General features: G+C 70.2%; 25 protein-coding genes and 1 tRNA gene. 5 read left to right on the top strand and 21 right to left on the bottom strand.

Features of this window, described 5'->3' with window-relative positions:
• Nucleotides 1-312 precede the first annotated feature (312 nt).
• The 3 genes from AB0K21_RS00615 to AB0K21_RS00605 all read right to left on the bottom strand — a co-directional run bounded on the left by AB0K21_RS00615 (nucleotide 313) and on the right by AB0K21_RS00605 (nucleotide 1,948).
• Complete coding sequence (locus AB0K21_RS00615) at nucleotides 313-618, bottom strand: DUF2470 domain-containing protein (RefSeq protein ID WP_343981742.1); 306 nt, start codon at nucleotides 616-618, stop codon at nucleotides 313-315.
• Between the two features lie 87 nt (nucleotides 619-705).
• Nucleotides 706-1,215, bottom strand: coding sequence for an FABP family protein (locus AB0K21_RS00610; protein ID WP_343981739.1), 510 nt, complete (start codon nucleotides 1,213-1,215; stop codon nucleotides 706-708).
• Between the two features lie 82 nt (nucleotides 1,216-1,297).
• Nucleotides 1,298-1,948 (bottom strand): LysE family translocator, encoded by a 651-nt coding sequence (locus AB0K21_RS00605; RefSeq protein WP_364146808.1) that lies wholly within the window; start codon nucleotides 1,946-1,948, stop codon nucleotides 1,298-1,300.
• A 372-nt stretch (nucleotides 1,949-2,320) separates the two neighbouring features.
• Between AB0K21_RS00605 and AB0K21_RS00600 the strand changes: the two genes are divergently transcribed.
• Nucleotides 2,321-2,683 carry a DsrE family protein gene (locus AB0K21_RS00600; protein ID WP_364146806.1) on the top strand — a complete coding sequence of 121 codons (363 nt, stop codon included), beginning with the start codon at nucleotides 2,321-2,323 and terminating at the stop codon, nucleotides 2,681-2,683.
• A 47-nt stretch (nucleotides 2,684-2,730) separates the two neighbouring features.
• Here the strand turns inward: AB0K21_RS00600 and AB0K21_RS00595 are convergent, their stop codons facing one another.
• The 5 genes from AB0K21_RS00595 to AB0K21_RS00575 all read right to left on the bottom strand — a co-directional run bounded on the left by AB0K21_RS00595 (nucleotide 2,731) and on the right by AB0K21_RS00575 (nucleotide 10,954).
• Nucleotides 2,731-3,447 (bottom strand): glutamine amidotransferase, encoded by a 717-nt coding sequence (locus tag AB0K21_RS00595; RefSeq protein ID WP_364146803.1) that lies wholly within the window; start codon nucleotides 3,445-3,447, stop codon nucleotides 2,731-2,733.
• A complete protein-coding gene (locus AB0K21_RS00590; protein ID WP_343981725.1) occupies nucleotides 3,437-4,723 on the bottom strand; it encodes a MurT ligase domain-containing protein in 1,287 nt (428 codons plus the stop codon). The genes AB0K21_RS00595 and AB0K21_RS00590 overlap by 11 nt, the downstream gene beginning before the upstream one ends.
• Nucleotides 4,724-4,977: 254 nt before the next feature.
• A complete protein-coding gene (locus AB0K21_RS00585) occupies nucleotides 4,978-7,950 on the bottom strand; it encodes an ATP-binding protein (protein ID WP_343981722.1) in 2,973 nt (990 codons plus the stop codon).
• 277 nt (nucleotides 7,951-8,227) lie between these two features.
• Nucleotides 8,228-10,177, bottom strand: coding sequence for a hypothetical protein (locus tag AB0K21_RS00580; RefSeq protein WP_343981719.1), 1,950 nt, complete (start codon nucleotides 10,175-10,177; stop codon nucleotides 8,228-8,230).
• Between the two features lie 225 nt (nucleotides 10,178-10,402).
• A complete protein-coding gene (locus AB0K21_RS00575; RefSeq protein ID WP_343981717.1) occupies nucleotides 10,403-10,954 on the bottom strand; it encodes a TetR/AcrR family transcriptional regulator in 552 nt (183 codons plus the stop codon).
• A gap of 60 nt (nucleotides 10,955-11,014) precedes the next feature.
• Here AB0K21_RS00575 and AB0K21_RS00570 point away from each other — a divergent pair, with 60 nt between their 5' ends.
• Nucleotides 11,015-12,043, top strand: coding sequence for a DsbA family protein (locus tag AB0K21_RS00570; RefSeq protein ID WP_364146798.1), 1,029 nt, complete (start codon nucleotides 11,015-11,017; stop codon nucleotides 12,041-12,043).
• Nucleotides 12,044-12,129: 86 nt separating this feature from the next.
• On the opposite strand, the gene AB0K21_RS00565 is transcribed toward AB0K21_RS00570, so the two are convergent.
• The 9 genes from AB0K21_RS00565 to AB0K21_RS00525 form a co-directional block, all read right to left on the bottom strand.
• Nucleotides 12,130-12,426: a DUF1416 domain-containing protein gene (locus AB0K21_RS00565; RefSeq protein ID WP_343981710.1), complete on the bottom strand. Its 297-nt coding sequence runs from the start codon at nucleotides 12,424-12,426 to the stop codon at nucleotides 12,130-12,132.
• Nucleotides 12,426-13,265: a sulfurtransferase gene (locus AB0K21_RS00560; RefSeq protein ID WP_364146794.1), complete on the bottom strand. Its 840-nt coding sequence runs from the start codon at nucleotides 13,263-13,265 to the stop codon at nucleotides 12,426-12,428. The genes AB0K21_RS00565 and AB0K21_RS00560 overlap by 1 nt, the downstream gene beginning before the upstream one ends.
• 15 nt (nucleotides 13,266-13,280) lie before the next feature.
• Nucleotides 13,281-13,679, bottom strand: coding sequence for a DUF4395 domain-containing protein (locus tag AB0K21_RS00555; RefSeq protein ID WP_343981704.1), 399 nt, complete (start codon nucleotides 13,677-13,679; stop codon nucleotides 13,281-13,283).
• A gap of 63 nt (nucleotides 13,680-13,742) precedes the next feature.
• Entirely contained in the window at nucleotides 13,743-13,826 is an 84-nt protein-coding gene (locus AB0K21_RS00550) for a putative leader peptide (protein WP_350943563.1), read from the bottom strand.
• A 94-nt stretch (nucleotides 13,827-13,920) separates the two neighbouring features.
• Complete coding sequence (locus AB0K21_RS00545; protein ID WP_343981700.1) at nucleotides 13,921-14,334, bottom strand: thioredoxin family protein; 414 nt, start codon at nucleotides 14,332-14,334, stop codon at nucleotides 13,921-13,923.
• A 164-nt stretch (nucleotides 14,335-14,498) separates the two neighbouring features.
• Nucleotides 14,499-15,317 (bottom strand): zf-HC2 domain-containing protein, encoded by an 819-nt coding sequence (locus AB0K21_RS00540; protein WP_343981697.1) that lies wholly within the window; start codon nucleotides 15,315-15,317, stop codon nucleotides 14,499-14,501.
• Nucleotides 15,314-15,826 carry a sigma-70 family RNA polymerase sigma factor gene (locus AB0K21_RS00535; RefSeq protein WP_030924537.1) on the bottom strand — a complete coding sequence of 171 codons (513 nt, stop codon included), beginning with the start codon at nucleotides 15,824-15,826 and terminating at the stop codon, nucleotides 15,314-15,316. Before AB0K21_RS00535 ends, AB0K21_RS00540 begins: the two co-directional genes overlap by 4 nt.
• A gap of 48 nt (nucleotides 15,827-15,874) precedes the next feature.
• Nucleotides 15,875-16,555 carry a DUF2993 domain-containing protein gene (locus AB0K21_RS00530; protein ID WP_343981694.1) on the bottom strand — a complete coding sequence of 227 codons (681 nt, stop codon included), beginning with the start codon at nucleotides 16,553-16,555 and terminating at the stop codon, nucleotides 15,875-15,877.
• Between the two features lie 96 nt (nucleotides 16,556-16,651).
• Nucleotides 16,652-16,903: a MoaD/ThiS family protein gene (locus AB0K21_RS00525; RefSeq protein WP_343981691.1), complete on the bottom strand. Its 252-nt coding sequence runs from the start codon at nucleotides 16,901-16,903 to the stop codon at nucleotides 16,652-16,654.
• A gap of 206 nt (nucleotides 16,904-17,109) precedes the next feature.
• Between AB0K21_RS00525 and AB0K21_RS00520 the strand changes: the two genes are divergently transcribed.
• Nucleotides 17,110-17,823 (top strand): response regulator transcription factor, encoded by a 714-nt coding sequence (locus tag AB0K21_RS00520; protein WP_343981688.1) that lies wholly within the window; start codon nucleotides 17,110-17,112, stop codon nucleotides 17,821-17,823.
• A gap of 183 nt (nucleotides 17,824-18,006) precedes the next feature.
• On the opposite strand, the gene AB0K21_RS00515 is transcribed toward AB0K21_RS00520, so the two are convergent.
• Nucleotides 18,007-19,803, bottom strand: a complete 1,797-nt coding sequence (locus AB0K21_RS00515; protein WP_343981685.1) for a bifunctional metallophosphatase/5'-nucleotidase — start codon at nucleotides 19,801-19,803, stop codon at nucleotides 18,007-18,009.
• Between the two features lie 131 nt (nucleotides 19,804-19,934).
• On the opposite strand from AB0K21_RS00515, the gene mshD reads away from it, so the two are divergent.
• Nucleotides 19,935-20,867 carry a mycothiol synthase gene (gene mshD, locus AB0K21_RS00510; protein WP_364146788.1) on the top strand — a complete coding sequence of 311 codons (933 nt, stop codon included), beginning with the start codon at nucleotides 19,935-19,937 and terminating at the stop codon, nucleotides 20,865-20,867.
• 52 nt (nucleotides 20,868-20,919) lie between these two features.
• Here the strand turns inward: mshD and AB0K21_RS00505 are convergent, their stop codons facing one another.
• From AB0K21_RS00505 to dcd, 3 genes are all read right to left on the bottom strand, one after another.
• Nucleotides 20,920-21,924 (bottom strand): inorganic phosphate transporter, encoded by a 1,005-nt coding sequence (locus AB0K21_RS00505; RefSeq protein ID WP_343981679.1) that lies wholly within the window; start codon nucleotides 21,922-21,924, stop codon nucleotides 20,920-20,922.
• Nucleotides 21,925-22,542 (bottom strand): DUF47 family protein, encoded by a 618-nt coding sequence (locus AB0K21_RS00500; protein WP_030924556.1) that lies wholly within the window; start codon nucleotides 22,540-22,542, stop codon nucleotides 21,925-21,927.
• A gap of 544 nt (nucleotides 22,543-23,086) precedes the next feature.
• Complete coding sequence (gene dcd, locus AB0K21_RS00495) at nucleotides 23,087-23,662, bottom strand: dCTP deaminase (RefSeq protein WP_030924559.1); 576 nt, start codon at nucleotides 23,660-23,662, stop codon at nucleotides 23,087-23,089.
• Nucleotides 23,663-23,781: 119 nt separating this feature from the next.
• Between dcd and AB0K21_RS00490 the strand changes: the two genes are divergently transcribed.
• Nucleotides 23,782-23,855, top strand: a tRNA-Gly gene (locus AB0K21_RS00490).
• The last annotated feature ends 80 nt before the right edge of the window (nucleotides 23,856-23,935 follow it).

Below are 23,935 nucleotides of genomic sequence, written 5' to 3'. Positions count from 1 at the left end.
GCCCCATCAGCCTCTCCTGTTTTCGGACTCGCCCCTTTGCAAGCTCCTCCAGCTGGAAGTTCCGGGTGAAAATCCATTCAGGGCGAGAAAGACCAGGAAAATCCCGCGAATAAGGTCATCCGAATAAAACCCCTGGCCGACGCCGTAATCACCGGCCCCGGCTCCCGACCGGCGTCTCCGGGCGGTGCCCCGAGGCAGTGGAAAGCGAAGGTCCGCGACCGGGATCGGCTCGGGTGACCGGTCCGCCGCCGATCCGCACCATCGCCGCGCCCGGCGTCGGCCGACGGGGTCCCGGACCGAGGGAACTCCCGGTCAGTGCTCGCCGCGGGCGGGGACGCCAAGGGCCGCGCAGGCGTCCCGATAGAGGCGGACGACCTCCGTACGGACCTGCGCGCGTTCGGTCAGTGTGGTGCTCCACGGAACCCGGACCGGAATCTCACGTCCGCCGACCACGGCGGCGAACTCGATCGCCTCGGCGTCGACACCGGTCGTCGTCGCGCCGGTGGCCTCGGGCTGCCCGCCGAGGCCCCTGCAGATCAGTAGCGCGTCGTCAGCGTGGTCGTCGTTCATGTGGCGCTTGATGGCCTCGACCGCTTCGGGAGGGAAGGGAGTGCTCATTTCCCAGAGCCTAGTCAGCGCCCCGCCTCCGCCACCCCCGGGTACGGGCAGGAGCGCTCATCGGGCGCCCGGCTCGCCTTCGGGGATTCACCCGGCGTCGGGAGCGAAGTCACCGACCCGCTTGAGCTCGGCCGAGATGTGGGACTGGAGCGGCTGCCCCATGGCAGCCATGTCGTACGCCCACATCAGGTTGCCGTTGACCAGGCCGTAGAGGCGGTGGCCTCCGGTGTACTCCTTGGCGGTGGCGGTGCGGGCCACCACGTCGGTGTGCAGTTCGATCTTGTGAAAGACCACCTCGCCGACGTAGACCTCCACGATGCCCGTGGGATGTGACAGGCACACCTCCAGCTGGCGCCCGGGGAGCTGGCGCCAGAAACCGGTCTCGACGCCCAGCGGACGGACCTTCTCGCCCGCCTCGTCGAGCAGCCAGGTGCGGCTGCTGTAGGTCAGGAACGGCTTGCCGTTGTGGCCGAAGACGATTTCCTGGCCGAAGTTGAAACTCTCGATCGTCGGATATCCCCCGACTCCGGCGCCTTCCCACACGCCCACGAGGAAGGCGATCGGCTCAAGATCGGGATGCAGTTCGGGAACGTCCATGGGTCCGAGCCTAGGCCCTGCCGCGCGACGCTCGCCGTGGCGAGGGCCGGTCGGACGCTCGCCCGGCTCCGGCGCGGGCGCGTCAACGGCTCTCGACGGCCACCCGCAGGCCGAGGACGACGAGGACCGTACCGCTGACCGCGTCCAGCCGACGCCGGACCACCGGGCGGCGGAACCACGCGCCGGCCCGCCCGATCACGGCCGCCAGCGCCAGATACAGAAGGGTCTCGATGACCACCTGGAGCACGGCGAGCAGCGCGGTCGTGGCGAACAGCGGCCGGCCGGCCGGTACGAACTGCGGATAGAGCGCGATCATGAAGGCGGCGGCCTTCGGGTTGGCCAGCATCACCACCGATCCCTCGCCGAACGCCTTCCACCAGGTCAGCGCCGCCCCGGGCGCCGGGTCCGCGACCTCCTCGGCCGCCCCGCTCGTTCCCCGCCCGCGCCACGCTGAGCGCCAGGCCCTGATCCCGAGGTACAGCAGGAAGCCCGCGCCCACCACGCGCAGGACGAGGAAGGCCACCTCGGAGGCGGCCACCAGGGCGGCGAGCCCGGCGGCGGCGAGCAACGCCCACAGATACAGGCCGGCCTCCAGGCCCAGCACCGTGGGCACCGCGCCGGAGAAGCCGCGCAGGGCCGCACGGCGCAGGATCAGCGCCATCGCCGGGCCGGGCGAGGCGGAGATCAGCACCACGGCCAGCACGAAGGCGGGCAGAGAGGATACGAGGTCCATGAGGGTCATCGTGGTCGTTCGCCTGCCATCCGTTCAACGGGTTTCGCGGAACGCGGCGGCTGCGCGCCGCTGCGACCGAAACGATCACCGGACCGGGAGCCGCCAGGCTACGGGTGAGAGTGATCGGCCGCTCCGACGGCGCACGATCCACCGTGGCTTCCGCACCTCCTGGTGCCGATCGGGATGTCCACGGCTCCCCCGAACCCATTGGTCGTTCCCGGCCACGGCACCGGCAGGGCGGCGAAGGGAGCGGCGCCGTGCCGCGCCGACCGGTGGCAATGCAGGCGAGTGGGCGAGAAATCCGGGAAACACGGCCCGGAGCCGCCCTGATATGGTTCGCGCCCGCGAGGCGGACCCGCATAGGCTTCGGGCATGGCACGATCACTGGTGATCAAGGTTACCGCCGGCGAAGACTCACCCGAGCGCTGCAACCAGGCGTTCACGGTGGCCGCGGCGGCGTTGGCGAGCGGAGTCCCCGTCTCGCTCTGGCTGACCGGCGAGTCCTCGTGGTTCGCCCTCCCCGGACGGGCGAAGGAGTTCACCCTCCCGCACGCCGCCCAGCTCGGCGACCTGCTCGACGCGGTGCTCGCCGGCGGCAGGGTGACGCTGTGCACCCAGTGCGCGGCCCGGCGCGACATAACGGTCGACGACGTGATCCAGGGCATTCGCATCGCGGGCGCCCCCACGTTCGTCGAGGAGGTCCTGGGCGAAGGCGTCCAGGCTCTCGTCTACTGAACGCGCCCTCCGGCCGCCCGGCAATGCCGGACGGCCGGTTTCCGGCGTCAGCCGGGTAGCACCGCGGCCAGGCGCTCCTCGCGGAGGCGCTCGAACCAGGAGTCGTCGATCGGCGGCAACTGGGCACCCACCGCCCAGGTGAGCAGCAGGTCGGCGAGGCCGGGGTTACGGGCGAGCGCCGGACCGTGCAGGTAGGTGCCGACGATCTTGCCGGTGTAGCAGCCCTCGGTGCCGTCGCCGTTACCCGTGCCGACCGCCGTATGCGCCAGTGGCCGGACACCGGGTCCGAGCCGGGTGACGCCCATGTGGTTCTCGAAGCCGGTCAGCGTCGGGATGCCGAGCGCCGGGTCCGCCTCCCCGGCCAGTTCGCCGACGGCCCGGCCCGCGCCGCGGCCACTGGAGATGTCGATCAGGCCGATGCCGTCGACCGGCTGCCCCTCCTCGCCGCCGAAGGTGGTGCCCATGATCTGGTAGCCCGCGCACACGGCCAGCAGGGCCGCGCCCCGCTGGATGGCCCGGTGCAGGCCGCCGTCACGCCGAAGCCGCTCGGAGGCCAGGATCTGCGGCCGGTCCTCGCCGCCGCCGATCAGGTAGATGTCACCGCTCTCCGGGACCGGGTCGGCCGAGCGCACGTGCACGGTCTCGACCGGGATGCCGCGGCGCCGGGCGCGCTGCTCCAGGACCAGGACGTTGCCCTGGTCGCCGTACGTGCTCAACAGGTCCGGATAGATCCAGACAAGGCGTAGAGCGCTGTCAGACTGCACGACCGAACTCCGATCGAATCTGCTGGAAGGCGGTGTAATTGGCGATCACGTCGACCTTGCCCGGCGGTTGCGCGCCGAGCGCCTGCTCGAACGATCCGGCCAGCTGGAACGGCACGTCCGCCACATCCAGCCGGAGCGCGAGGTCGAGCCGCCGCTCGCCGGTCACGAAGACCGGCCGGCCGCGCAGCACGCGGTAGTCGACATCCCACAGCCATGAGGTGTCGCGGCCGTCGGGGCCCTGGGCGTTGACCGAGAGGATCACCGGCAGCGAGGAGTCGAGCACGTCGAAGGCCTCCAGCCAGCCGGCCGGGTTCTTGGCCAGCAGCAACCGGGCGTGCCGTCCGCCGCGCTCCACGGTGGTGTAACGGCCGGCGACCGACCTGACCTCGCGCAGCCGGGGCAGTGCCCGTTCGACCGGCAGCCCGAACGCCTCGGCGGTGGCCAGCGCTATCGCCGCGTTGGCCCGGTTGGCCCGCCCGGGGAGCTGGATGTCCAGCACCCAGCGCTGTCCGCGCGGGTCGATCACCGCGTCGTCGTCGAGCACCCAGGACGGCTCAGGCCGCCGGAAGGTGCACTCGCGGCAGGCCCAGTCGTTCTCCCCGGCCTGCGAGGAGGCACCGGAGCCGAGGCTGCCCGGCGGAACGTACTCCATGCCCTTGCGGTCGAGGGGGCCGCCGCACTCGGGGCAGCACCAGGAGTCCTCCTTCCACGGCTGCCCGGCCGACACCCAGGTGACCGAGGCCGCGGTGGAGGCGCCCCAGGTCACCAGCGGGTCGTCGGCATTGGCGATCACATGGGTGTTCTTGCCGGCCAGCGCCCGCCGCCACTTCTGGGCGAGCAGCCAGATCTCGCCCGCCCGGTCCATCTGGTCCCGGCTGAGGTTCATCAGGCAGATGACCCCGGCGCCGGTGGTGTCGATCACCTCGGGCAGGTACTTCTCGTCGACCTCAAGCACCCCGTACGGGGCGTGCTTGGCCGACGACAGCGCCGAGACGTGCCCGGCGGGCATGTTGGCGCCGAAGGCGTTGGTGGCGACGTCGCCGAGATCCGACAGTGCGGAGGTGATCAGGCGGGTCGTCGTGGTCTTGCCGTTGGTCGCGCTCACCAGCGCGAGCTTGCGGTCACGTGCCAGCTTGCGCAGCAGGTCGGGCTCCAGGAGCATGCTGACCCGGCCTCCGATCACCGACCCGTCTCCGCGTCCGGTGACCCGGGACAGGGTCGCGGCCGTCCGGCCGAGAGCGGTGGCGAGCTGCGCCCGCAGCGGAAGCTGAGTCATGCCGTCTCCTCGCGTGGCGACCGTTCGCGGGACGACCCGGCGGCCTGCCGGCCCGGCCGCGGAGCCGGAATCGCCGAATCGTTCATGCCGCAGATCTTAGCCGGGCTTCGGCACCCCAACCCCCGGGCGGCACGTCACACGCCCCGGCCGGTGCGGGGTGAAGGCCGCAGACCAGACCGTTCTCACCATACGGCGGGAACGAACTCCCCAGGCTCCACAGCGGGAAATGTGGCCGGATGTCCCCCGGCCACATCTCACTGCTCGGCGAAGACGAGTTCGACGGGTTCCTGCGAATCGGCGTCGAACGGCAGCACGAACCGGTGCGGCCAGGACAGCACGCTCTCCAGCCAGCCCGCCCCCATCGTCTGGGCCACGTGCCGGAGCCGCTCGGCCGGGTCGATGCCGATGGTGACCGTGAGGATGTCGCGCTCCACACTCTCGCGCTCGTCGTCGCCGAGGATCACCCGCCAGGCCAGTTCCCGGTTGCGGTCCACCTCCATGGAGAGCGGGTGGTGGCGGAGCGCCTTGGCCCGGTGGCCGAGCAGCTCGGGGCCGCCCGCGGGACGGTTGAACAGGGCGTACTCCATGACCGGCGCGGAGCCGCGCGGGTTGGGCGCGGGCTGACCGTGCGGGAAGAGCCGGTCCACCTCGTGCAGCCACCTGACCTGCGGAATGACCCAGGCGGGCCCGGGACGCTCGCCGGGGTCGCGGTCGGGACCGAGCAGCCTGGTCGCGATCGCGGCGACCTGCTCGGTCAGCGTGGCCGGGTCGTGGACGGTGCGCAGCGACCACGCGCGGCGGCCCACGCACCGTTCGGCGGTGGTGGCCAGCAGGCATTCGCGCCGTCGTGCCGGGAGCTCCGCCCAGAGGTCGGCCAGCGCCCGGGGCACCCCGGGCGCCGGCCTGTTGGTACAGAACGCCAGCACCAGCGTGTCCGTCCAGATCCGCAGCCAGGCCCACTCGGGCGCCTCGGCGAGCAGGTCCGCCTCGCGCAGCTCGACCAGCGTGCACGCCCGGCCGTTGCGGCACTCCTGCCCGCACGCCGCCGAGCGGCGGCCGCAGATGGGCGGCGTGTGGCCGGGGACCGGGCGCTCACGGTCCTCGCCCAGCGGCACCTGGATGCGGAGCGGCCGGTCCATGCCGTCGGCGAAGACCGCGGCGACGCCGGGCGGGAGCGAGACGACCTGCCGGGACTGTTCCTCGCTCAGGTTCGTCGCCGCCCCGACCAACCGGCGGTCGTCCTCGGCGGGGAGCCTGTGGATGACCTTCAGCGCGGTGTTCTTCACGACGTCGGAGACCAGTTTCGTGGGAATCTGCTCGGCGACCACGATGCCCTCGCCGTACGCGCGGATCTCGGCGAGCATGCCCGCCAGGAGCTCGACGGCGTGCGTGCTGGCCCGCCCCGCGCCCCGGTCGCGGAGCAGCCGGTGCGCCTCCTCGATCACGATGACGTGCTTCAGCCCGCTGCTCCGCTCCTTCCTGGCCCGCATCCGCAGGTGCTCCACGATCCGGATGATCAGCGTGCCCATCAGGAACGCCTTGTCCTCGTCGTTGGCGACGTCCTCGATCGCGAGCACCACGTTGCGCTGGAGCAGGTCGCCGATGTCGGCGGGGTGCCCGCCCTCGAAGAACCGGCCGGCGGAGCCGACCCGGAGCGACCGCAACCGCAGCGAGATGAAGCCCTCCACATCGGCCTGGACCTCCCGCCCGTAGCCGATCTCCTTGATCACCTCCATCGCGTGCCGCTGCAGCTGTTCGAGGGTCGGCACGGCGGGCCGCACGGCGGCGCCGGGAGCGGCCCAGCCGGTGACCACGTCCCACCCGTTGGCCTCGTACACCCGCTGCAGGGCGAGCGACATGATCTGCGGGAACGGCTCCTCGGCGTCGAAGGCCGCCATGAACAGCGCCCGGACCATGTCGATGTGGGCCTGGACCGGATAGCCGGGTTCGGGAGCGAGCGGGTTCACACTGAACGGCACGCTCTCCGGGGCGGACGGGTTGATCACGGTCACCGGGGCGAGGTGCTCGATCCGGCCGCCCATCGAGGCGTACTCGGACTTCGCCGGCTCGATGGCCAGCCACGGGACGCCGGCGCCGGTGAGCGCCTCCAGCAGGTGCCTGACGGTCTGGGACTTGCCGGAGCCGGTGGCGCCGGTGACGAACGCGTGCCGGTTGAGAGTGGCCAGCGGGACCCTGAACGAGCCGACCGGCCTGTCCTGGCCGTCGAGGATGGCCCCGAGCTCGACGGCCGACGCGCCGGGCGCGCTGTCGGCCTCGCTGGTCACGTCGAAGAAGCCTGCGTCGAGCACCCGTACCCCGGGCACCTCCCGGTGCGGCAGCCCGGCGAGAGCGGCGAGCGCCCCGGCGGTGGCCGCGAACGGGGCGGCGGCACCGTCCGCCGGATCCTGCAGGGTCACCGCCAGCGCCTCGGCGAAACCGTGTACGGGACCGGACAGCGCGCTGCGCAGGCGGTAGGGGTGGTGGCTCATCTCGGCGGAGCCGACGAGCACCGGGGCGATCTGGCGCAGTTCCTCGGGGCCGGCGGCCCCGGCCAGCAATCGGACGTTCCACAGCCCCGCCTCGCGGAAGGCGTCCAGTTCCTGCATGCGCCGCTCGGCCCGCTCCGCGTCGTAGCGGGAGCGTTCGGAGGCGTCGCCGTACTGCCGCAACACGTTGAGCTGGGTGCGCAGGTGCGCGACCTCGGCGTCCAGCAGGTCGGTCTGCTCGGCCACCACCAGCCAGGCGAACGGCCGGGACATGAGCGTGACCAGCGTCGACTCGAAAAGCGTGGGCCGCCTGATCTCGTCGGCGTCCGGCTCGCGACGGCCGCCGAGCGGCGGGGCCTGCCGGCCGGGGCAGACGGTCCACACCAGGTCGGACAGGTCGCGGAGCCACTCGTCGCCGATCCGGACGCCACGGGCGCCGCTGGGAAAGAGCAGCGGCTCGGGGCCCCCGGGGGCGTGCTCGACCTCGGTGGCGGCCCTGCGGGGCGGGCGCGGCGGAGTCAGCGGCCCCGCGTTGGTGATCAGCTCCAGCGGGGCGCCGGATCCCCGGGAGAGCCAGCCGACCACGAAGGGCCGGTTGCGCTGGGCCGTGGAGAGCACGGCGGGCAGGACCGTGACGAAGTCCCACTCGGCGGAGGAACTGCGCGAGGGCGCTGTGATCGCCTGGATTCTGTACCAGGGACCGGTCAGGGCGTTGGGCGGACGGGACACACTTGGCTGCATTTGGTCTCCACCCGGGGGACCCGGCTCCAGGCCGGAGGGTTGACGCTTCACGGATCACTCCGCCATACCGGCCGACGCGTAATCGGGGGTAGGTCACCCCCGTAACCACGGTCGAACCTGACTCGGGGCTCGCACCTCCACATTGACCATCCCATTACGACATACGGACGCCCCGTTGGCATGCCCGGCGATACCGTCCCCGACGGGATCATCGCTACCCGGATCCCCACCGGCCGAATCCCCGCCCGCCGACTCGTCGGCGGCGCGGGCCCGGATCTCATTGGCGGCGGCGCCAGTCGAGCCTCGCCGGGGGCGGGCCGAGGTTGGGCGGTGCGTCCTCGAACGGGCTCGGCTCGCGTGGCTCGGCCTTACTCTCCTGTACGCGCTCCAGCACGGCTTCCTTGATCTCGTCGAACTCGCCCAGCGTCGTCTTGGGGAAGGTCAGTATGGCCGGATTGGCATCGGCGAGACGGACCCTGCGCCCCTGGGCGGTGGCGTCGGTGACGATCACCGAGGTGGTGGGGAGCTGCTGGAGCTGGTGAGGCTCGACGAGGAACTCCCGGGAACGGTGCAGCACCCGCTCCGTCTCCCCCATCGCCTTGGTCGCGCGACGGCCCCACTCGGTGGAGAAGGTGATGTCCTCCTTGAGGTCCGCGCGGCTCACGTCGCGCTCGTCGTCGCCCTCCTCCGCCTGGCCGACCGTGGAGATGTAGCCGCCGTCCATGCCGGCCCCGGCGGCACTGATCGTCTCGGTGAGCTGGGCGAGCTCCAGGCGGTGCTCGGTGCCGACATGCTCGCTGGCGATCCGGGCGTCCTCGGCGTTGCCGAGCCGCATGAACGCGACCGCCGCGTGCCCGCGCCCGAGCCGTTCCCGCACGGTCGGGGTCAGCGAGCGATAGGTGAGCACCAGCCCGGTCCTGGAGGTCTCGCAGGCGTCCATGAGCCGGTCCAGCACGTCACCGCGGAGCTTGTCCGCGCCCGCGACGATGATCGTGTGATACCAGGGCCGCTCGGAGGCGGGCGACTGGCGCAGGATGTGGGTCAGCGCGGTGGCCACGTACGTGCCGAGGACACGGTTGCCGAACACGCCCGCCTGGCGGTCCATCGACACGACCCGCAGGCGGGCGGGCGGCAGGCGCACCGCCTCCGAGCCGAGGGTCTCCAGCTTGCGCAGCTGCGACTCCAGCGCCCAGGCCCGCTCGATCACCACGCGGTCGCTGACGCCGCGGCCGAAAAGCGTGCCGATCCGCTCCAGCTGGGTGGCGGTGATCAGTCCGCACCGCAGGTCCTCCCGGGGGTCGCCGACCTGGGCCAGGGCCCGCAGCGCGGCGGTGACCTGGTTGATCGTGGCACTCTCACCGAGGACTTCCAGCACCCGCTCCAGGATCGCGTTGTCGAACGACAGGTCCCTGGTCGTGCGGTGCTCCTCGCTGACGCTCACGACGTGGGCGAGGACGTCGGCGAACGCCTCGGGGGCCAGCGTGGCCCCCAGGTCGAGCTTGGCGAGGTCGACCGGCAGCACCCAGACCAGCGGGTCGTCACCGCCCCTGCGCGCCAGCTCGATCAGGTCCTTGGCGATCGCCCCCTCGGACAGGTCGAGCACGGTCAGGTGGCCACCGCTGTAGAGGCGGGTCGCGCCGAGCAGGGTGATCAGCGCCGACCAGCCGGGCAGCGTGCCGCCGGCCACGTCGATCCGGTCGATCTCGTCGGGCACGGCCACCGCGTACCAGGTCAGCTGGCGGTCGTGGCGCTCCTTCTTCTCGGCCCACTCCCGGTAGCGTGCGGCGTGCTCCTCCTGGGCGGCGAAGAGCTCCCTGTCCCGCTCCTCCCGTAGCCGGTCACCGGCCACCTCCCGCTCCCTGATGCGGTGGCGGACCGCCCGGTCGCCCTGGTGGACGGCGTAGCTGCAGAACACCGCGATGCCACCGGCGGCGATCACCCCGACGGCGGCGAACGACCAGCTCAGCATCTCGGTGAGGCCGAGGACGAGGATCAGCGTGGCGAGTGCGGCCATGAAAGCACGGACGATCTTGACCGGCCGGTTCAGCAGGTCCTCGTTGAGGCGCTCCCTGCGCACCCACTCGGGGTCGACGGGCTCCGCGGGACTCTCCACCGGCGAGGGTCGCTTGGGAGCCGGACCTGGATCCGGGTGCAACAGCGCATACTGCCAGCCCAGGTAGATCCGGTCCGCCTGGAGTTGCGCATGCTCGGGATGCACGTCCGCCACGGAACCCCTCCGCCATCGGGCTCATCGGAAGCCTCTGAGACAGCGTAAGAGTTCGACATCATATTCGGGCAGCGTTCCCGGCAATCCGCTGTATTTTCCCCGGCTTTACCACCACTTGAGGGATCGACGGGCCGGGTGGGACGGACGTCGTCGATCACCGTCGTCGCCCCCGTGCTCCCTCCCCGAGGGACCGGTCTCGTCCGCTCCCGGCCACCGGGGTCCGGATCAGCGGATCAGGTTCCACGCCATCGCCGCGATCTCCTCGGCCGGGCGGGGCGGCCGCTCTCCCAGCCAGTACGTGAAGAGCCCGACCAGCGCGCCCGCCACATGGTGGGCATGGATCTCCGGTGGCACCTCGTCGTGCCCGGGGGGCCGGGAGCCCGCCGCGAAGGGACCGCTCAGCTCCGCGGCCAACGCCTCGCGCAGCCGCGCGCAGAAGCGGGCGCTGCCCGAGGGCCCGAGCATCCGCCGGTAGAGCGGGGCTCGCTCACCGACGTGCTCGAACAGCGCGACCAGCGGCGCCGGCACCGGCCCCGGCTCCCGGTAGGGACACCGCGCGGCCTCGGCGGCCAGTTCCTTGATCGCGGCCTCCATGGCGTCGAGCACGAGATCGTCGCGGTCACGGTAGTGAACGTAGACCGTGGCCCGGTTCACCCCGGCCAGCTGGGCGATCTCGGCGACGGTGACCGAGTCGGGATCCCGTGCGGCGGCCAGCTCCAGGGCGGCGGAGCGCAGCAGGGCGCGGGTTCTGCGAATTCTGGGATCGTCTCCGGGCACACCGTCGACTCTAAACGACACCTGTCGAATAAACGACGCCTGTCGTTTGTTATGGCGGCCATGAAGCGCATCGAAGTCTGGGCCGACATGGTCTGCGCGTGGGCCTACATCGGCAAGCGACGTCTGGAGCAGGCCGACCTCGGCGAGGACGTGGAGATCGTCTGGCGTCCGTACCTCATCGACCCGATGGCTCCGGCGCGGTCCGAGCCGCTGCGGGACGCCCTTCGCGACCCGGTCGCCGAGGGGGCCCTGCGGGCCTGCCACCCCGTCCTGTCCCCGGCCGAGAACCGAGCCCGGGTCTCACGTGTCGCCGCCGCGGAGCGGATCGGCGAGCACGCCGGCGACGGCGGGCGGCGCTGGGGAGCCGTGTGGCGGGCGAACACCTTCGACGCCCACCGGGTCATCGCCCTCGCCTACGGCCGCGGCGGCGCGGCGCTCCAGGGCGCGGTCGTGGAGCGGATCCTGCGTGCCCACTTCATCGAGGGCTCCGACATCGGAGACCGCGACACGCTGGCGGCGCTCACCGCCGAGGCCGGACTCGGGGGCATGACCGAGGCGCTGGAGCGCGGCGAGGGGGCGGCGGAGGTCCGCTCCGAACTGCTGCGCGGCAAGGCCGCCGGCATCGCCACCTCGCCGACCTTCGTGGTGGGTGACACGGCGGTCGCGGGCGCGCAACCGCCCGAGGTCCTCGCCGACCTGGTGCGGCACGCCGCCCCCCGGCGGGAACTCCCCGACGAGGTCAGGTGGCTACGCCAGGCCGAGGCCCTGCTGGATGTCAGAGACCCCCTCGGTGCCCTGCGGACCCTGGAGCCGCTGATGGCCGAGCACGGCGACGATCCCGCCGTCCGCCTGCTGGCGGCCCGCGCCTACTTCGGTTCGGCCCAGCTCGGCCGGGCGAGCGAGACGCTGGAATCGCTGCTGGAGCGCACTCCCGGTGACCACTACGCCCGGTTCCTGCTGGGCAGGACCCTCGAACGCGCCAACCGCCACCCCGAGGCCCTGCCACACCTGCGGCTGGCCGCGGCCATGTCCCCCGAGCCCGAATACCTCGACACCCTCCGCCGCGTCGAGCACCGGCTGGCCGGCTGACCCGCCTTAACAGAAAGACCGGCACTCCCCTGGGGGAGTGCCGGTCCCTCTTGTCGAGCCGGCTCGGCGTGCGTCGGACCCGAGGGTCAGACGGACACGGCGAGCTGGGTGACCTCACCCAGGCGGGCCTGGGCCGGAATGTCCTTGGTGACGCCGCCGCCCGCGATGATGCGGACGGTCCAGTCACCGGGGGCGGCGAAGAAGCGGAAGATTCCCTCCTCGGACACCACGACCTCGCCGGTGAACTCACCGGAGTGGTCGAGCAGACGGGCGTAGGCCGTGCCCGCGCCCGTGACCACGCCCTGGATGACGGCCTGGCTCGCAAGATCGATCCCGGCCGGAAGGGCAACCGTCTGTTCCGGAGCAGCGCAACCCTGAGTCATTATCGAGCCTCTCCCAGTTCGATCGGCACGCCGATGAGCGAGCCGTACTCGGTCCATGAACCGTCGTAGTTCTTGACGCTGGCCTGGTCGAGGATCTCGTGCAGCACGAACCACGAGTGGGCCGAGCGCTCCCCGATGCGGCAGTAGGCGATGGTGTCCTTGGCGAAGTCGACACCGGCGCCCTCGTAGAGGGCCTTGAGGTCTTCGTCGGACTTGAAGGTCCCGTCGTCGTTGGCGGTCTTCGACCACGGGATGTTGCGCGCGGTGGGCACGTGGCCACCACGCTGCGCCGCCTCCTGCGGGAGGTGGGCGGGCGCGAGCAGCTTGCCGGTGAACTCGTCGGGCGAGCGCACGTCGACCAGGTTGAGCTTGCCGATCGCGGCGACGACCTCGTCGCGGAAGGCACGGATGGACAGGTCCTGCTCCGTGGCCTTGTAGGTGGTGGCGAAACGGCTGGGAACGTCCTTGACCAGCTCGCGGGAGTCAAGCTCCCACTTCTTGCGGCCACCGTCGAGGAGCTTGACGTTCTCGTGGCCGTACAGCTTGAAGTACCAGTACGCGTAGGCGGCGAACCAGTTGTTGTTGCCACCGTAGAGGACCACGGTGTCGTCGTTCGCGATGCCCCGGGCGGACAGCAGCGCCTCGAAGCCCTCGCGGTCGACGAAGTCACGGCGGACCGGGTCCTGCAGGTCCTGCTTCCAGTCGACCTTCACGGCGCCACGGATGTGGCCCTTGTCGTATGCGCTGGCATCCTCGTCCACTTCAACGAGAACGACACCGGGAGTGTCGAGATTGGCCTCGACCCAGTCAGCGTCGACCAGGACGGCGGAGCGGCTCATTTTGATCCTCCAGGATCATCGTGCGGCGGGTAGTAGGCGGCGAATGATCAAAAACATCTCGCAGCCGAGACAGAAGCCGAAGGCGGCGTTGAGAAATCCGGCGAAAAGTGCCGCCGCGGTGGCCCCGAGGGCCAGCGGCGTGATCTGTGCGACGTATCCGACCAGGCCCACCAGGGCGAAGGCGAGTCCGACTCCCTGCGCGAAGCGCGGCGGGCCGGCGTCCTCCAGCTCCTTCGGAGGGCTTTTCACTATCCCTTTGAAAACCATCCCGTACGGCGAGAGGCCGAGAACGCCCAGTGCGAACACCACGGCCTGTGCGGCCAACAGCCACGCGCTGCCCGTCACGAGGACGAGCGCGAGCACGACTGTCGTGACGGCCGCGGTGAAACGGAGAGCTCGGGGATCAGCTTGCATCGCTTGATGCTCCTGAAGGGTCGTGCAGATCGGTGCGGCTCGGCGGCCGCTTGAGATCGCCCTTTAGGAAATACGACAGAGCGCGGTGGTCACGCGGCAGAAATCAACCGCGCGCCGCTTTGTGAGCAGCTCTGTCGTGGAGTTCATGCCCACGACAGTACCCCGGTGTCCCGCCATCTGTCACATCCCTGTCCAATTTCTGAGACGTGATCGTTCGAGGAACGATAGGGTGCCCCGTTCATCACTCGATCACCAGACCGAGAGCGCCGATGACATCGGCCTTCCTGGGCTGGCCGGAGGCTCGCCGCACCACCCGCCCTGACGGGTCGAGGACGAGGACGGTGGGGGTGCGCAGAATGTTCAGCGACCGGACCAGGTCGAGATGGGACTCCGCGTCGATCTCCACGTGCGCGACGCCGGGCACCATCCCCGCCACCTCGTCGAGGATCCGCCGGGTCGCCCGGCACGGCTGGCAGAAGGAACTGGAGAACTGCACCAGCGTGGCCCGCTCCCCCAGCTCCGCGTGGATGTCGCCGGACGTGAGCCGCTCCACCTCGCCCCTCACCTCTCGCGCCACCCCGTTCCGCCGCCGTACCGCCACGCCCACGAGCGTGGCGAAGGCGAGGGTGACGACCACCACCGTCAATCCGGTCACGGAACACGACAACAGGCGGGCGCCCCGAGCCATTCCCGGGCCGTTCCCGCGCCGCTCACGTATCCGGCGCCGTTTCCGTGCCCCGCCGGAACGCCCCTCGCCCGGAGCGCTCCCGCACGGACCGCCCGCGCCCGCCGCGCGGCCCCCGGCGGCGCCGGACAGGCTCAGCGGGCGTCGACCGTGAGCAGCACCCGTCCCTCGGCGGTGGAGATCTCGAACGACGTGATGCGCTCCGGCGGGATCGTCGTGGTGCCCGTGAAGGCGCCCGACTCGTCATAGGCGGCCCGGTTGACGGTCCAGTTGCCCGCCGTCTCCCTGACACCGCCGTCCCCGATCACGTCCAGCCGGCAGCGCGTGCCCTTGGCCACACCGGTGAGCACGACCTTGACCGTGGTCGCCCCCTGCCCGGCGGAGGCGGTCACCACCGCGCGGACCGTGCCGTCCTCGTCCTTCCCCGTGACCCGCAGGTCGTTCGGGGCGAGCAGGAGCTGCGAGTCGGCGCTGGGGTGGGTGGGAGCGGCCTTGGCGTTGGGCGCAGAGGCCGAGGCCGAGAAGGGCTCGGCATGTTCCTGAACGCCCTGCTCCTGGGCGCTCCGGTCCGCCGCCGACGACTCGGGCGCGGCGGGCCCCGCGACCGTCGTGACGTCCTCCGGGGACTGGACGACGGCCCAGAAGGTCCCGCCGCCGAGCCCGACCACCAGGACCGAGGCCGCCAGGCCGAGCATCAGCCGGGTAATGCGACGCCGCTTGACCCTGGCGCTGAGCAGCCGCTCCAGCACCGCCGTGGGCGGGCTCGCCACCTGCGCCACATCGTCCTCGGACACCCTGCCGAGGAACGTCGCCACCCCGCTCAGCTCGGCGAGCTCCGCCGCGCACTCCGCGCACTCGGCGAGATGGGCCTCGACGAGCACACGCTCGTCCGGCTCCAGGGCTCCGAGCAGGTAGACCCCGAGCGACATCCGTACTTCGTCACAGGTCATCATGGCGCGAGCCCCCGCTCCTCCAGCGCCAGCTTGAGCGCCCGAAGCGCGTAATACGTGCGCGACTTGACCGTTCCGGCGGGAATGCCGAGCGACGCGGCCGCCTCCGCGACGGATTTCCCCTGGTAGTAGACCTCGGCCAACACCTCACGGTGCTCGGGCCGCAGTGCGGCCAGCGCCTCGGCGACCGCCCACGACTCCACCGCCCGCTCCAGCTCGTCATCGGCGGGCACCACGGCGAGCGCCTCGTCGCCCGTCTCCGGCGGGCGCGCCTTCCGAGCCCGATGCTGGTCGACGACGAGATTGCGGGCCACGGTGAACAGCCACGCGCGGATGGAGCGGCCGGCGAACGCGTTCGGATGGCGCCAGGCCCGCAACAGCGTCTCCTGCACGACATCCTCCGCTCTCCCCGAGTCGCCCGTCAGCCGCAGCGCGTAACCGTAGAGTGGCCCGCCGTGCTCGTCGAAGAGCGCTCTGACGAGCTGCTCGTCGGCGGTTCCGGCTTGACTCACATCCCCACGACGTACGGCGGGACGATCCGGTTCAGACACGGGGCACGTTCAGCCCCGCAGAGGCACGTCGGAGGCCTCACCCGAGATGCGCAGGCCCTCGGGCGTGACCTTGATGTCGGTCAGCTTGACGTCGTACGGCAGCTTTCCGATCGGGATCCGGAAGTTGATGAACCGCTCGGGATCGGGCACGGGGATGCCGCCGCCCAGGGTCACCTTCTCGGGGACGAGTTTCAGGCCGCCCTCGACGATCTCGACCTTCAGCGCCGCCTTCACCGGCACCTTCTGCCCCAGCACGGTGATCTCCCCGCTGACGTTGAGCGCGTCGCCCGCGACACCGACCTTGATCCCGCGGGGCGCCCGCCGGCTGAGCGTCTTCAGCGGGACGACCACCGATCCCACCACGCGCTCGGCGCGCATGTCGACCTGCTGGGGGCGGAGCACCAGATCCGCGAGCGGCGCGGTGACCCCGTAGAGGGTGAAGTCGACGCTCGACAGCGCGACACCCGAGACGGTCATCGCGCCCGCGGCGACCTTGACCTCCTCGTAGCGCCCGGCGACCGCCTGGGTCAGGAAGGGGATGCCCTCGATGGTGACCTCGGGCGGGGACTCCAGGTCGTACTTGGCCGTCGCCTGCGTGGCGATCTCACGCTGGACCCCGGCGACGGCGACCCTGTCCAGGATCGCGACGAGAACGAGCAGCAGGACCAGAAAAGCGATCAGCTTGCGCATCCGACTCCCTGTTCGTTCTCCGGCCCGAGGGGTGCCCATTCGCGTGCTCTCCCCCTGTCATCCTGTACGAAACTCCGTGCCGGCGACAGCACCCGATCAACCTCCCGCGAAGGGCGGGAGCACCTCCACCGTCGCCCCCTCGGCCAGGACTATCGCCTCGTGCGCCCGCCTGCCCACCGGGTCCCCGTTGACCAGGAACGACGACCGCCTCAGCACACGAGCCAGCTCTTCACGACCCGGTGTGATTTTCGTCATCAGCTCGGCAAGGGTCTCGGCCTCGAAAGGCTCCTCCGCGATGCCCGCCGCGTCCTTGGCCGCGGCCCAATATCTGACAGTGCCCGTCGCCACCTGTGAACCAACTCCTCGAACACACACAGGGTTACCATGCCATTACGGCGAATCCACTCGGAGAACCGGTGTTCACCAGGTGGACCTTCGCTGGACGCTTACTCCTCGTGGGTTATCCTCACGTACTACGGGACCTGGGCAACGTAGCCCCCGGGTCCTTACGTGTTTGTACGGCTATCGCCGACATGACGCGGGAAGGAGGCATTGTGAGCAATCTCCTACTGCTCACCAACGCCCTTGAGCCCTCGACTGAGGTGCTCCCGGCGCTGGGGCTGCTGTTGCACTCGGTACGTGTCGTGCCCGCGGAGGCGTCCGCCCTGCTCGACGCCCCGCCCGCCGACGCGATCCTGGTGGACGCGCGCCGCGAGCTCGTCCAGGCCAAGAGCCTGTGCAGGCTGCTCCGCACCACGGGCGTTTCCTGCCCTCTGATGGTAATCGTCACCGAGGGCGGTCTCGCCGGGCTGACCGCGGAGTGGGGTGCCGACGACGTCCTCCTCGACAGCGCCGGTCCCGCCGAGGTCGAGGCGCGGCTGCGGATGGCCGTGGGCAGGCTCAATCTGGCCGCCGCCGAGGAGGTGCCGGACGAGATCCGCAACGGTGACCTGTCGATCGACGAGGCCACCTACACCGCCCGGCTCCGCGGCCGCGCGCTGGATCTGACCTTCAAGGAGTTCGAGCTCCTGAAATACCTGGCGCAGCACCCGGGCCGGGTCTTCACCCGCGCCCAGCTCCTCCAGGAGGTCTGGGGATACGACTACTTCGGCGGCACCCGTACCGTGGACGTCCACGTCCGGCGGCTCCGCGCCAAGCTCGGCGCCGAGTACGAGGCACTGATCGGAACGGTCCGCAACGTCGGCTACCGGTTCGTCCCCGAGCGCGGCAACGAGGCCGCCGAGGAGCGCGAGCCCGCCCGCCAGTAGGGCAGGCGGACCCTCCCGCCGCGATCGGCACCGGCCTGTCAGGTCGGCCGCCGACCGGTGAGTCCGCGCGTCCGCGGCCGTACAGGGGCCCGCGCGACCCGTGGGCACGGGCTCCCGGCGTCACGCCAGACCCACCGGAGTCGTCCGGCAGGTCTGACGCGCGCGTCGTGCCTTTCGCCCCTGTTACGGAGCGACCGTGATGTGGTTGGGAACCGGGGGCGTGATCAACGGGTTCGCCGCGAAGTGGGCGGCGAAGGCGTCGATGTCGAGCGGGCCGCTCCACAGGTCGGTGCCGCCGGTGAAGGCGGCGAACGCGTCACCGCCGCCGACGAGGAAGTTGTTGGCGGCGACCCTGATCGTCTGGGTGTCCGTCACGTCGACGCCGTCGATCTTCATCGCGGAGATCTTCGAACCCCACGGCGCGCTCGTGCTGTAGGTGTAGGTGAAGTTCGACGAGGGCTGCAGGATCTTGGTGAACGCCTGGGCGTTGGGGCCGCCGGTGAACTGCTGCTCCAGAACGGTCTTGAGCTGCGCACCGGTGAGCGTGACCACCTGCATGAGGTTGTTGAACGGCTGGACCGTGAACGCCTCGCCGTACGTCACCACCCCGTCGCCCTCACCGGCGGGTGAGCCCGCGTAGGTGAGGCCGGCCCGCACGCCGCCCGGGTTCATCAGGGCGATCTGGGCGTTGCCGCCGGTCCTGGTCGCGGCGAGCTGGCCGTCGGCGATCAGGTTGCCCAGGGAGGACTCGCCGGACGCGGACGCGGCGTTGGTGATGTCCGCGGTGATCTTGCCGATCGGCCGGTTGGCCACCGGCGCGACCCGGTCCTTCCACGTCTGGACGAACGCGCTGATCTCCGGGTCGGGGGTGACGGTCCTGGTCACGACCTGGTTGTCGGCCACCACCGAGGAGCGCACGACGTCGCGGGTCTTGACGTCCACCTGGAAGTCGACCTTGGTGATGACCCGGCCGAAGGAACCGCCCTGGCTGTAGAGCCGCCCGGCGCCCTTGGGGTCGGTCACCGTGCACAGGTAGGCCTGGTGGGAGTGGCCGCTGAGGATCATGTCGACCTCGGCGTCGACCTGCGTGGCGATCCGGTTGCCCGCGCCCGGCTGGGCGCTGCAGCTGTCGGGCGACTGGCCCGCGGTCACCTGGTCACCCTCGTGGACGAGCACGACCTGGGCCTTGACACCAACGATCTTGAGGAGCTTGGAGGCGACGTTCGCGGCCTTCACCTCGTCGATGAAGTCGAGGTCCTTGATGCCCTCGGAGGTGACGATGCTCGGGGTACTACCGGTGACCAGGCCGATGAAGCCGATCGGCACACCGTTCATCCAGCGGATCGCGACCGGGGGCAGGGCCGGGATGCCGTAGTCCTTGAGCAGGGCGCGCAGCGAGGCGGTGTTCGTCCCGCCCAGGGCGTCCAGCGCCTGCTTCTCCGCGCCCTGCGCCGGCCGCTTGAAGACGACGTTGGCGCCGAGGTAGCTGTAGCCCGCGCCCTTCCACCTGCCCGCGGGCGAGCAGCCGTCCACCGGGTGGCAGCCACCGTTCATGATCCGCTTGAGCTCGGCGTACCCCTCGTCGAACTCGTGGTTGCCCACGGCGGAGGCGGTGACGCCGACCTTGCCGAGGAACTCCACCGACGGCTCGTCGTGGTAGGCCGCGGAGATCAGGGGGGTCGCGCCGATCAGGTCGCCCTGGGCGACCTTCAGCGTGTTCTTGTCGGACAGCTGCTTGAGGTGGGTGGCCACGTAGACGGCACCACCCGCTTCGACCGTGGCGCCGGTCTCGTCGACCATGCGGCCGGAGGAGCCGGTCGGCGGTTCGAGGTTGCCGTGGAAGTCGTTGAGGGAGAGCAGGCGGACCGGCACCGTCTTGGCGGGCTTGTTGCCCGCCTCGGCCGGCCCCGTCGCAAGCGTGACACCGGCCCCGGCGAGCACGCACGCCATGGCCAGCCGCAGGAAGGAACGAGACATCATGGTCCACGACACTAAGGGGACTATCTGTGCAAGGAATGTCCGAGAGATAACGATTAACCCGACCGGTAGCTGGCGGCTTTTGCCAGTCCCCGGTGCTCTCACGAGACGTGCCCCCGCCTAGAGTCCAGAACATGAACGCGCGTGTTGAACACCGGGGAGCACTCGGCGAACAAGAGGTGTCCGAGGTCCTCACGGTGGTGGATGCGGCCACGAAGGCCGACGGGGTCCGGCCACTCAACGAACATGTCATGCTGCACCTGCGCTACGGCGGCGACGAGCGGGCCGGAGCCGTGCTCCTGTACGCCGGGGACGACCTCGCGGGCTACGCCCACCTGGACCCGACAGACCCCGTCGAGGGGCCCAGCGGGGAGCTGGTCGTCCACCCGGCGTTCCGCGGGCGGGGATACGGACGGCGGCTGCTGCGGGCCGTGCTCGACCGCGCCGGCGGGCACCTGCGTCTGTGGGCGCACGGCGGACACCCGGCGGCCGACGCCCTCGCCCTGTCGGAGGGGTTCGAAAGGGCGAGGTCGCTGTGGCAGATGCGCCGCCCGCTCTCCGCCGACATCGGTGCCTTCGACCTCCCCGAAGGCGTACGGCTCCGCACCTTCGAGCCCGGCACCTCGGACCAGGAGGCCTGGCTCGCCCTCAACGCCAAGGCCTTCGCCGACCACCCGGAGCAGGGCGCGTGGACGCTTGACGACCTCAGGCTGCGCGAGCGGGAGCCCTGGTTCGACCCGGCCGGGTTCTTCCTCGCCGTACGGCCCGGCGGCCCCGAGGGCCGCGACCGGCTGGTGGGTTTCCACTGGACCAAGGTGCACGGCGACGGCGACCACGCGCACGAGCCGATCGGCGAGGTCTACGTCGTCGGCGTCGACCCCGCCGAGCAGGGCGGCGGCCTGGGCAGGTCGCTGACCCTGGCGGGCCTGGCCCACCTGCGCTCGCGAGGCCTGACCCACGTGATGCTGTACGTCGACGAGAGCAACTCGGCGGCGATCCGCCTGTACCAGGGACTGGGCTTCACCCGGTGGGACGTCGACGTGATGTACCGGAAGGACACCGCCTGACGAACCTGAGGTGGACCAGGTCCCCCCCGAGGGATCTGGTCCACCTGGAGTACTACTCGATCATCCAGTGCAGCGCGAAGTAGGACAGCGCGGCGACGAACGCGGCGGCCGGGATCGTGAGAACCCAGGCGGTCACGATGTTGCCCGCGACGCCCCAGCGCACGGCGGAGAGACGCTTGGTGGCGCCGACGCCCATGATCGCGCTGGTGATCGTGTGGGTGGTCGAGATGGGGGCACCGAAGCCGATGGCCGCGGTGTAGAGCACCGTCGCGGCGGCCGCCTCCGCGGCGAACCCCTGCGGGGGGTCGAGCGCGATGATCCGGCGGCCGAGCGTCCGCATGATCCGCCAGCCTCCCGCGTACGTGCCGAGCGAGATGGCCGTGGCGGCGGCGAGGATGACCCACTGCGGGATCGGATCCCCGTCATGCTGGTAGCCGCCGACCACGAGGGCCAGGAAGATGACGCCCATGGTCTTCTGCGCGTCCTGGAGGCCGTGGCCCAGCGCCATCGCCGCCGCGGAGATGGTCTGCGCGTGCCGGAAGCCCCGGTTGGTCTTCGACGGCTGGGAGCGCCGGAACCCCCACAGAATGCCGATCATGATGAGCCCGGCGAGGGTGAAGCCGATCACCGGAGACAGGATCATCGGGATGACGACCTTCTCCACCACCCCGTCCCAGTGGACGTTGCTCGCCGAGGCGAGCGCGGCGCCGACCAGGCCGCCGATCAGCGCGTGACTGCTTGAGGAGGGGAGGCCGAAGTACCAGGTGACGAGGTTCCAGGTGATCGCGCCGACCAGACCCGAGCCGACGATGACGAGGCCGTGGCTTCCCTGTGGAGCGTCGATGATGCCTTTGCCGACGGTCGCGGCCACCTGCGTACCGAGGTGCGCTCCCAGGAAGTTCATGGCCGCGGCCATGAAGAGCGCGGCCCTCGGCGTCAGTGCGCGCGTTGAGACGGAGGTCGCGATCGCGTTCGCGGCGTCGTGGAAGCCGTTGGTGTAGTCGAACACCAACGCTACGACCACCACGCCGATGACGAGTGCGAGCGTGAGATCCACTTAGCTTTCCTTGACCGCGATCGACTCGATCGTGTTGGCCACGTGCTCGAAGGCGTCGGCGGCCATCTCGAGCTGATCGATGACCTCCTTCATCTTGAGGACGGTCAACGCGTCGTACTCCCCGCCGAAGAGCTTGGCGAGAAGGCGGCGGTAGACCTGGTCGGCCTGGTTCTCAAGCCGGTTGATCTCGATCCAGTACTCGTTGAGGTTCTTCATCGAGCGCAGCCGCGGCATCGCCTCGGCGGTCAGCTCGGCTGCACGTTCCAGCACCTCGACCTGCCGGACCACCTCTTTGGGAAGGTGATCGATCTGGTAGAGGACGATGAGGTCGGCGGCCGCCTCCATGTAGTCCATCACGTCGTCGAGGTTCGAGGCGAGACGGTAGATGTCCTCGCGGTCGAAGGGGGTGATGAAGCTCTCGTTGAGCCGGTTCATGATCGCGTGAGTACGCTCGTCGCCGGCGTGCTCACATGCGCGCATCTTCTCGGCCAGAGCTTCCCTGTCCGATCCGTCACTGATGATCTCTACCAGCAGACGGGACGCTGTGACGAGGTTGTTCGCCGAGTCTGCGAACAAGTCGTAGTAGCTGTCCTCACTTGGTGTGAGACGGAGGCGCACGTCGTTCTCCAGATGTGCGGGGATGGTCCGCAGAGAAGGGTACGGGTTACCAGCGGAAATACGAACTTCACCCGCTAGACATGCACTCTTCCCGATGTCGCTACCCGGCGACACACAGCTTGAGGCAGCCTTGAGGGCATCTTTCCGATGACCGTTTTGCTGGTTTTCGGCCACAGTATGACTAAGACAGGCCAAGTATGGGACTTCTCCACCCCTGAACGCCATCCGGCACCTTCCCCGTACTCCCCTCGGAAACCCCCGCTTCCGGGGCGCTTCCCGCACGGTTCACCAAGGTCGCCAGGGTCCGCGGGCCTCCGCGAGGAATCAGGGTGATTTCCATCACGGTCGCCCGCTGAACCGCGTTTTGGCTGCTCACAGCAGCCCCCCTTGCTACGGCCTCCCGCCCCTCGGAGTCCCCGGGCGCCCCCTTCCTCAAGGGGGTTCACCCCGCCACGACAGCCCACTCCGGCGTGAAAGTTCACTTTGAATTCACCGTTAGTTCACCTTGAGCGGAGAATCCGTCTCCGGGACCTGATCCCGGGCCTCAGATCGGCGTCCGGTGGAAGTTGAGGTACGAACGGCTCGGCGTCGGCCCCCGCTGCCCCTGGTAGCGGGATCCGTACTTCTCCGAACCGTAGGGATACTCGGCCGGCGAGCTGAGCCTGAACATGCAGAGCTGGCCGATCTTCATCCCGGGCCAGAGCTTGATCGGCAACGTGGCGACGTTGGAGAGCTCAAGTGTGACGTGCCCGCTGAAGCCCGGGTCGATGAACCCGGCCGTGGAGTGGGTCAGCAGGCCGAGCCTGCCCAGCGAACTCTTCCCCTCCAGCCGCGAGGCGATGTCGTCCGGCAGCGTGACGACCTCGTACGTGCTCGCCAGCACGAACTCCCCCGGGTGCAGGATGAACGGCTCGTCCTTCTCCGGCTCCACCATCCGCGTCAGATCGGGCTGCTCGACCGCCGGATCGATGTGCGGGTACCGGTGGTTCTCGAAGACCCTGAAGTAGCGGTCCAGGCGTACGTCGACACTGGACGGCTGGATCATCTCCGGCTGGAAGGGATCGATCCTCACCCTCCCCGTCTCGATCTCGGCAACGATGTCACGATCGGAAAGCAGCACGTGAGGCAACCTACCAACGCCGCCCCCTCCCGGGAGCGCCGGTACAACCCACGATCCCGCTTTCCACAGTGGACGAGAGCCTCCCAACTTCCGCTACAGTGGTGGGGCGGCACACCGCTGCGGGTGTAGTTCAATGGCAGAACATCAGCTTCCCAAGCTGACAGCGCGGGTTCGATTCCCGTCACCCGCTCCACTTATGAAGGCCCAGGTCACGGATAGTTTCCGGACCCGGGCCTTAGTTGTTTTCCGAGCCTCTTCGATCTTCCGTGCCCG

Source organism: Streptosporangium sp. NPDC049248 (assembly GCF_040678965.1).
GTDB classification, from domain to species: domain Bacteria; phylum Actinomycetota; class Actinomycetes; order Streptosporangiales; family Streptosporangiaceae; genus Streptosporangium; species Streptosporangium fukuiense.
Note: the sequence above shows the minus strand (reverse complement) of the source record. Positions and strands in the feature narration are given on the sequence as shown.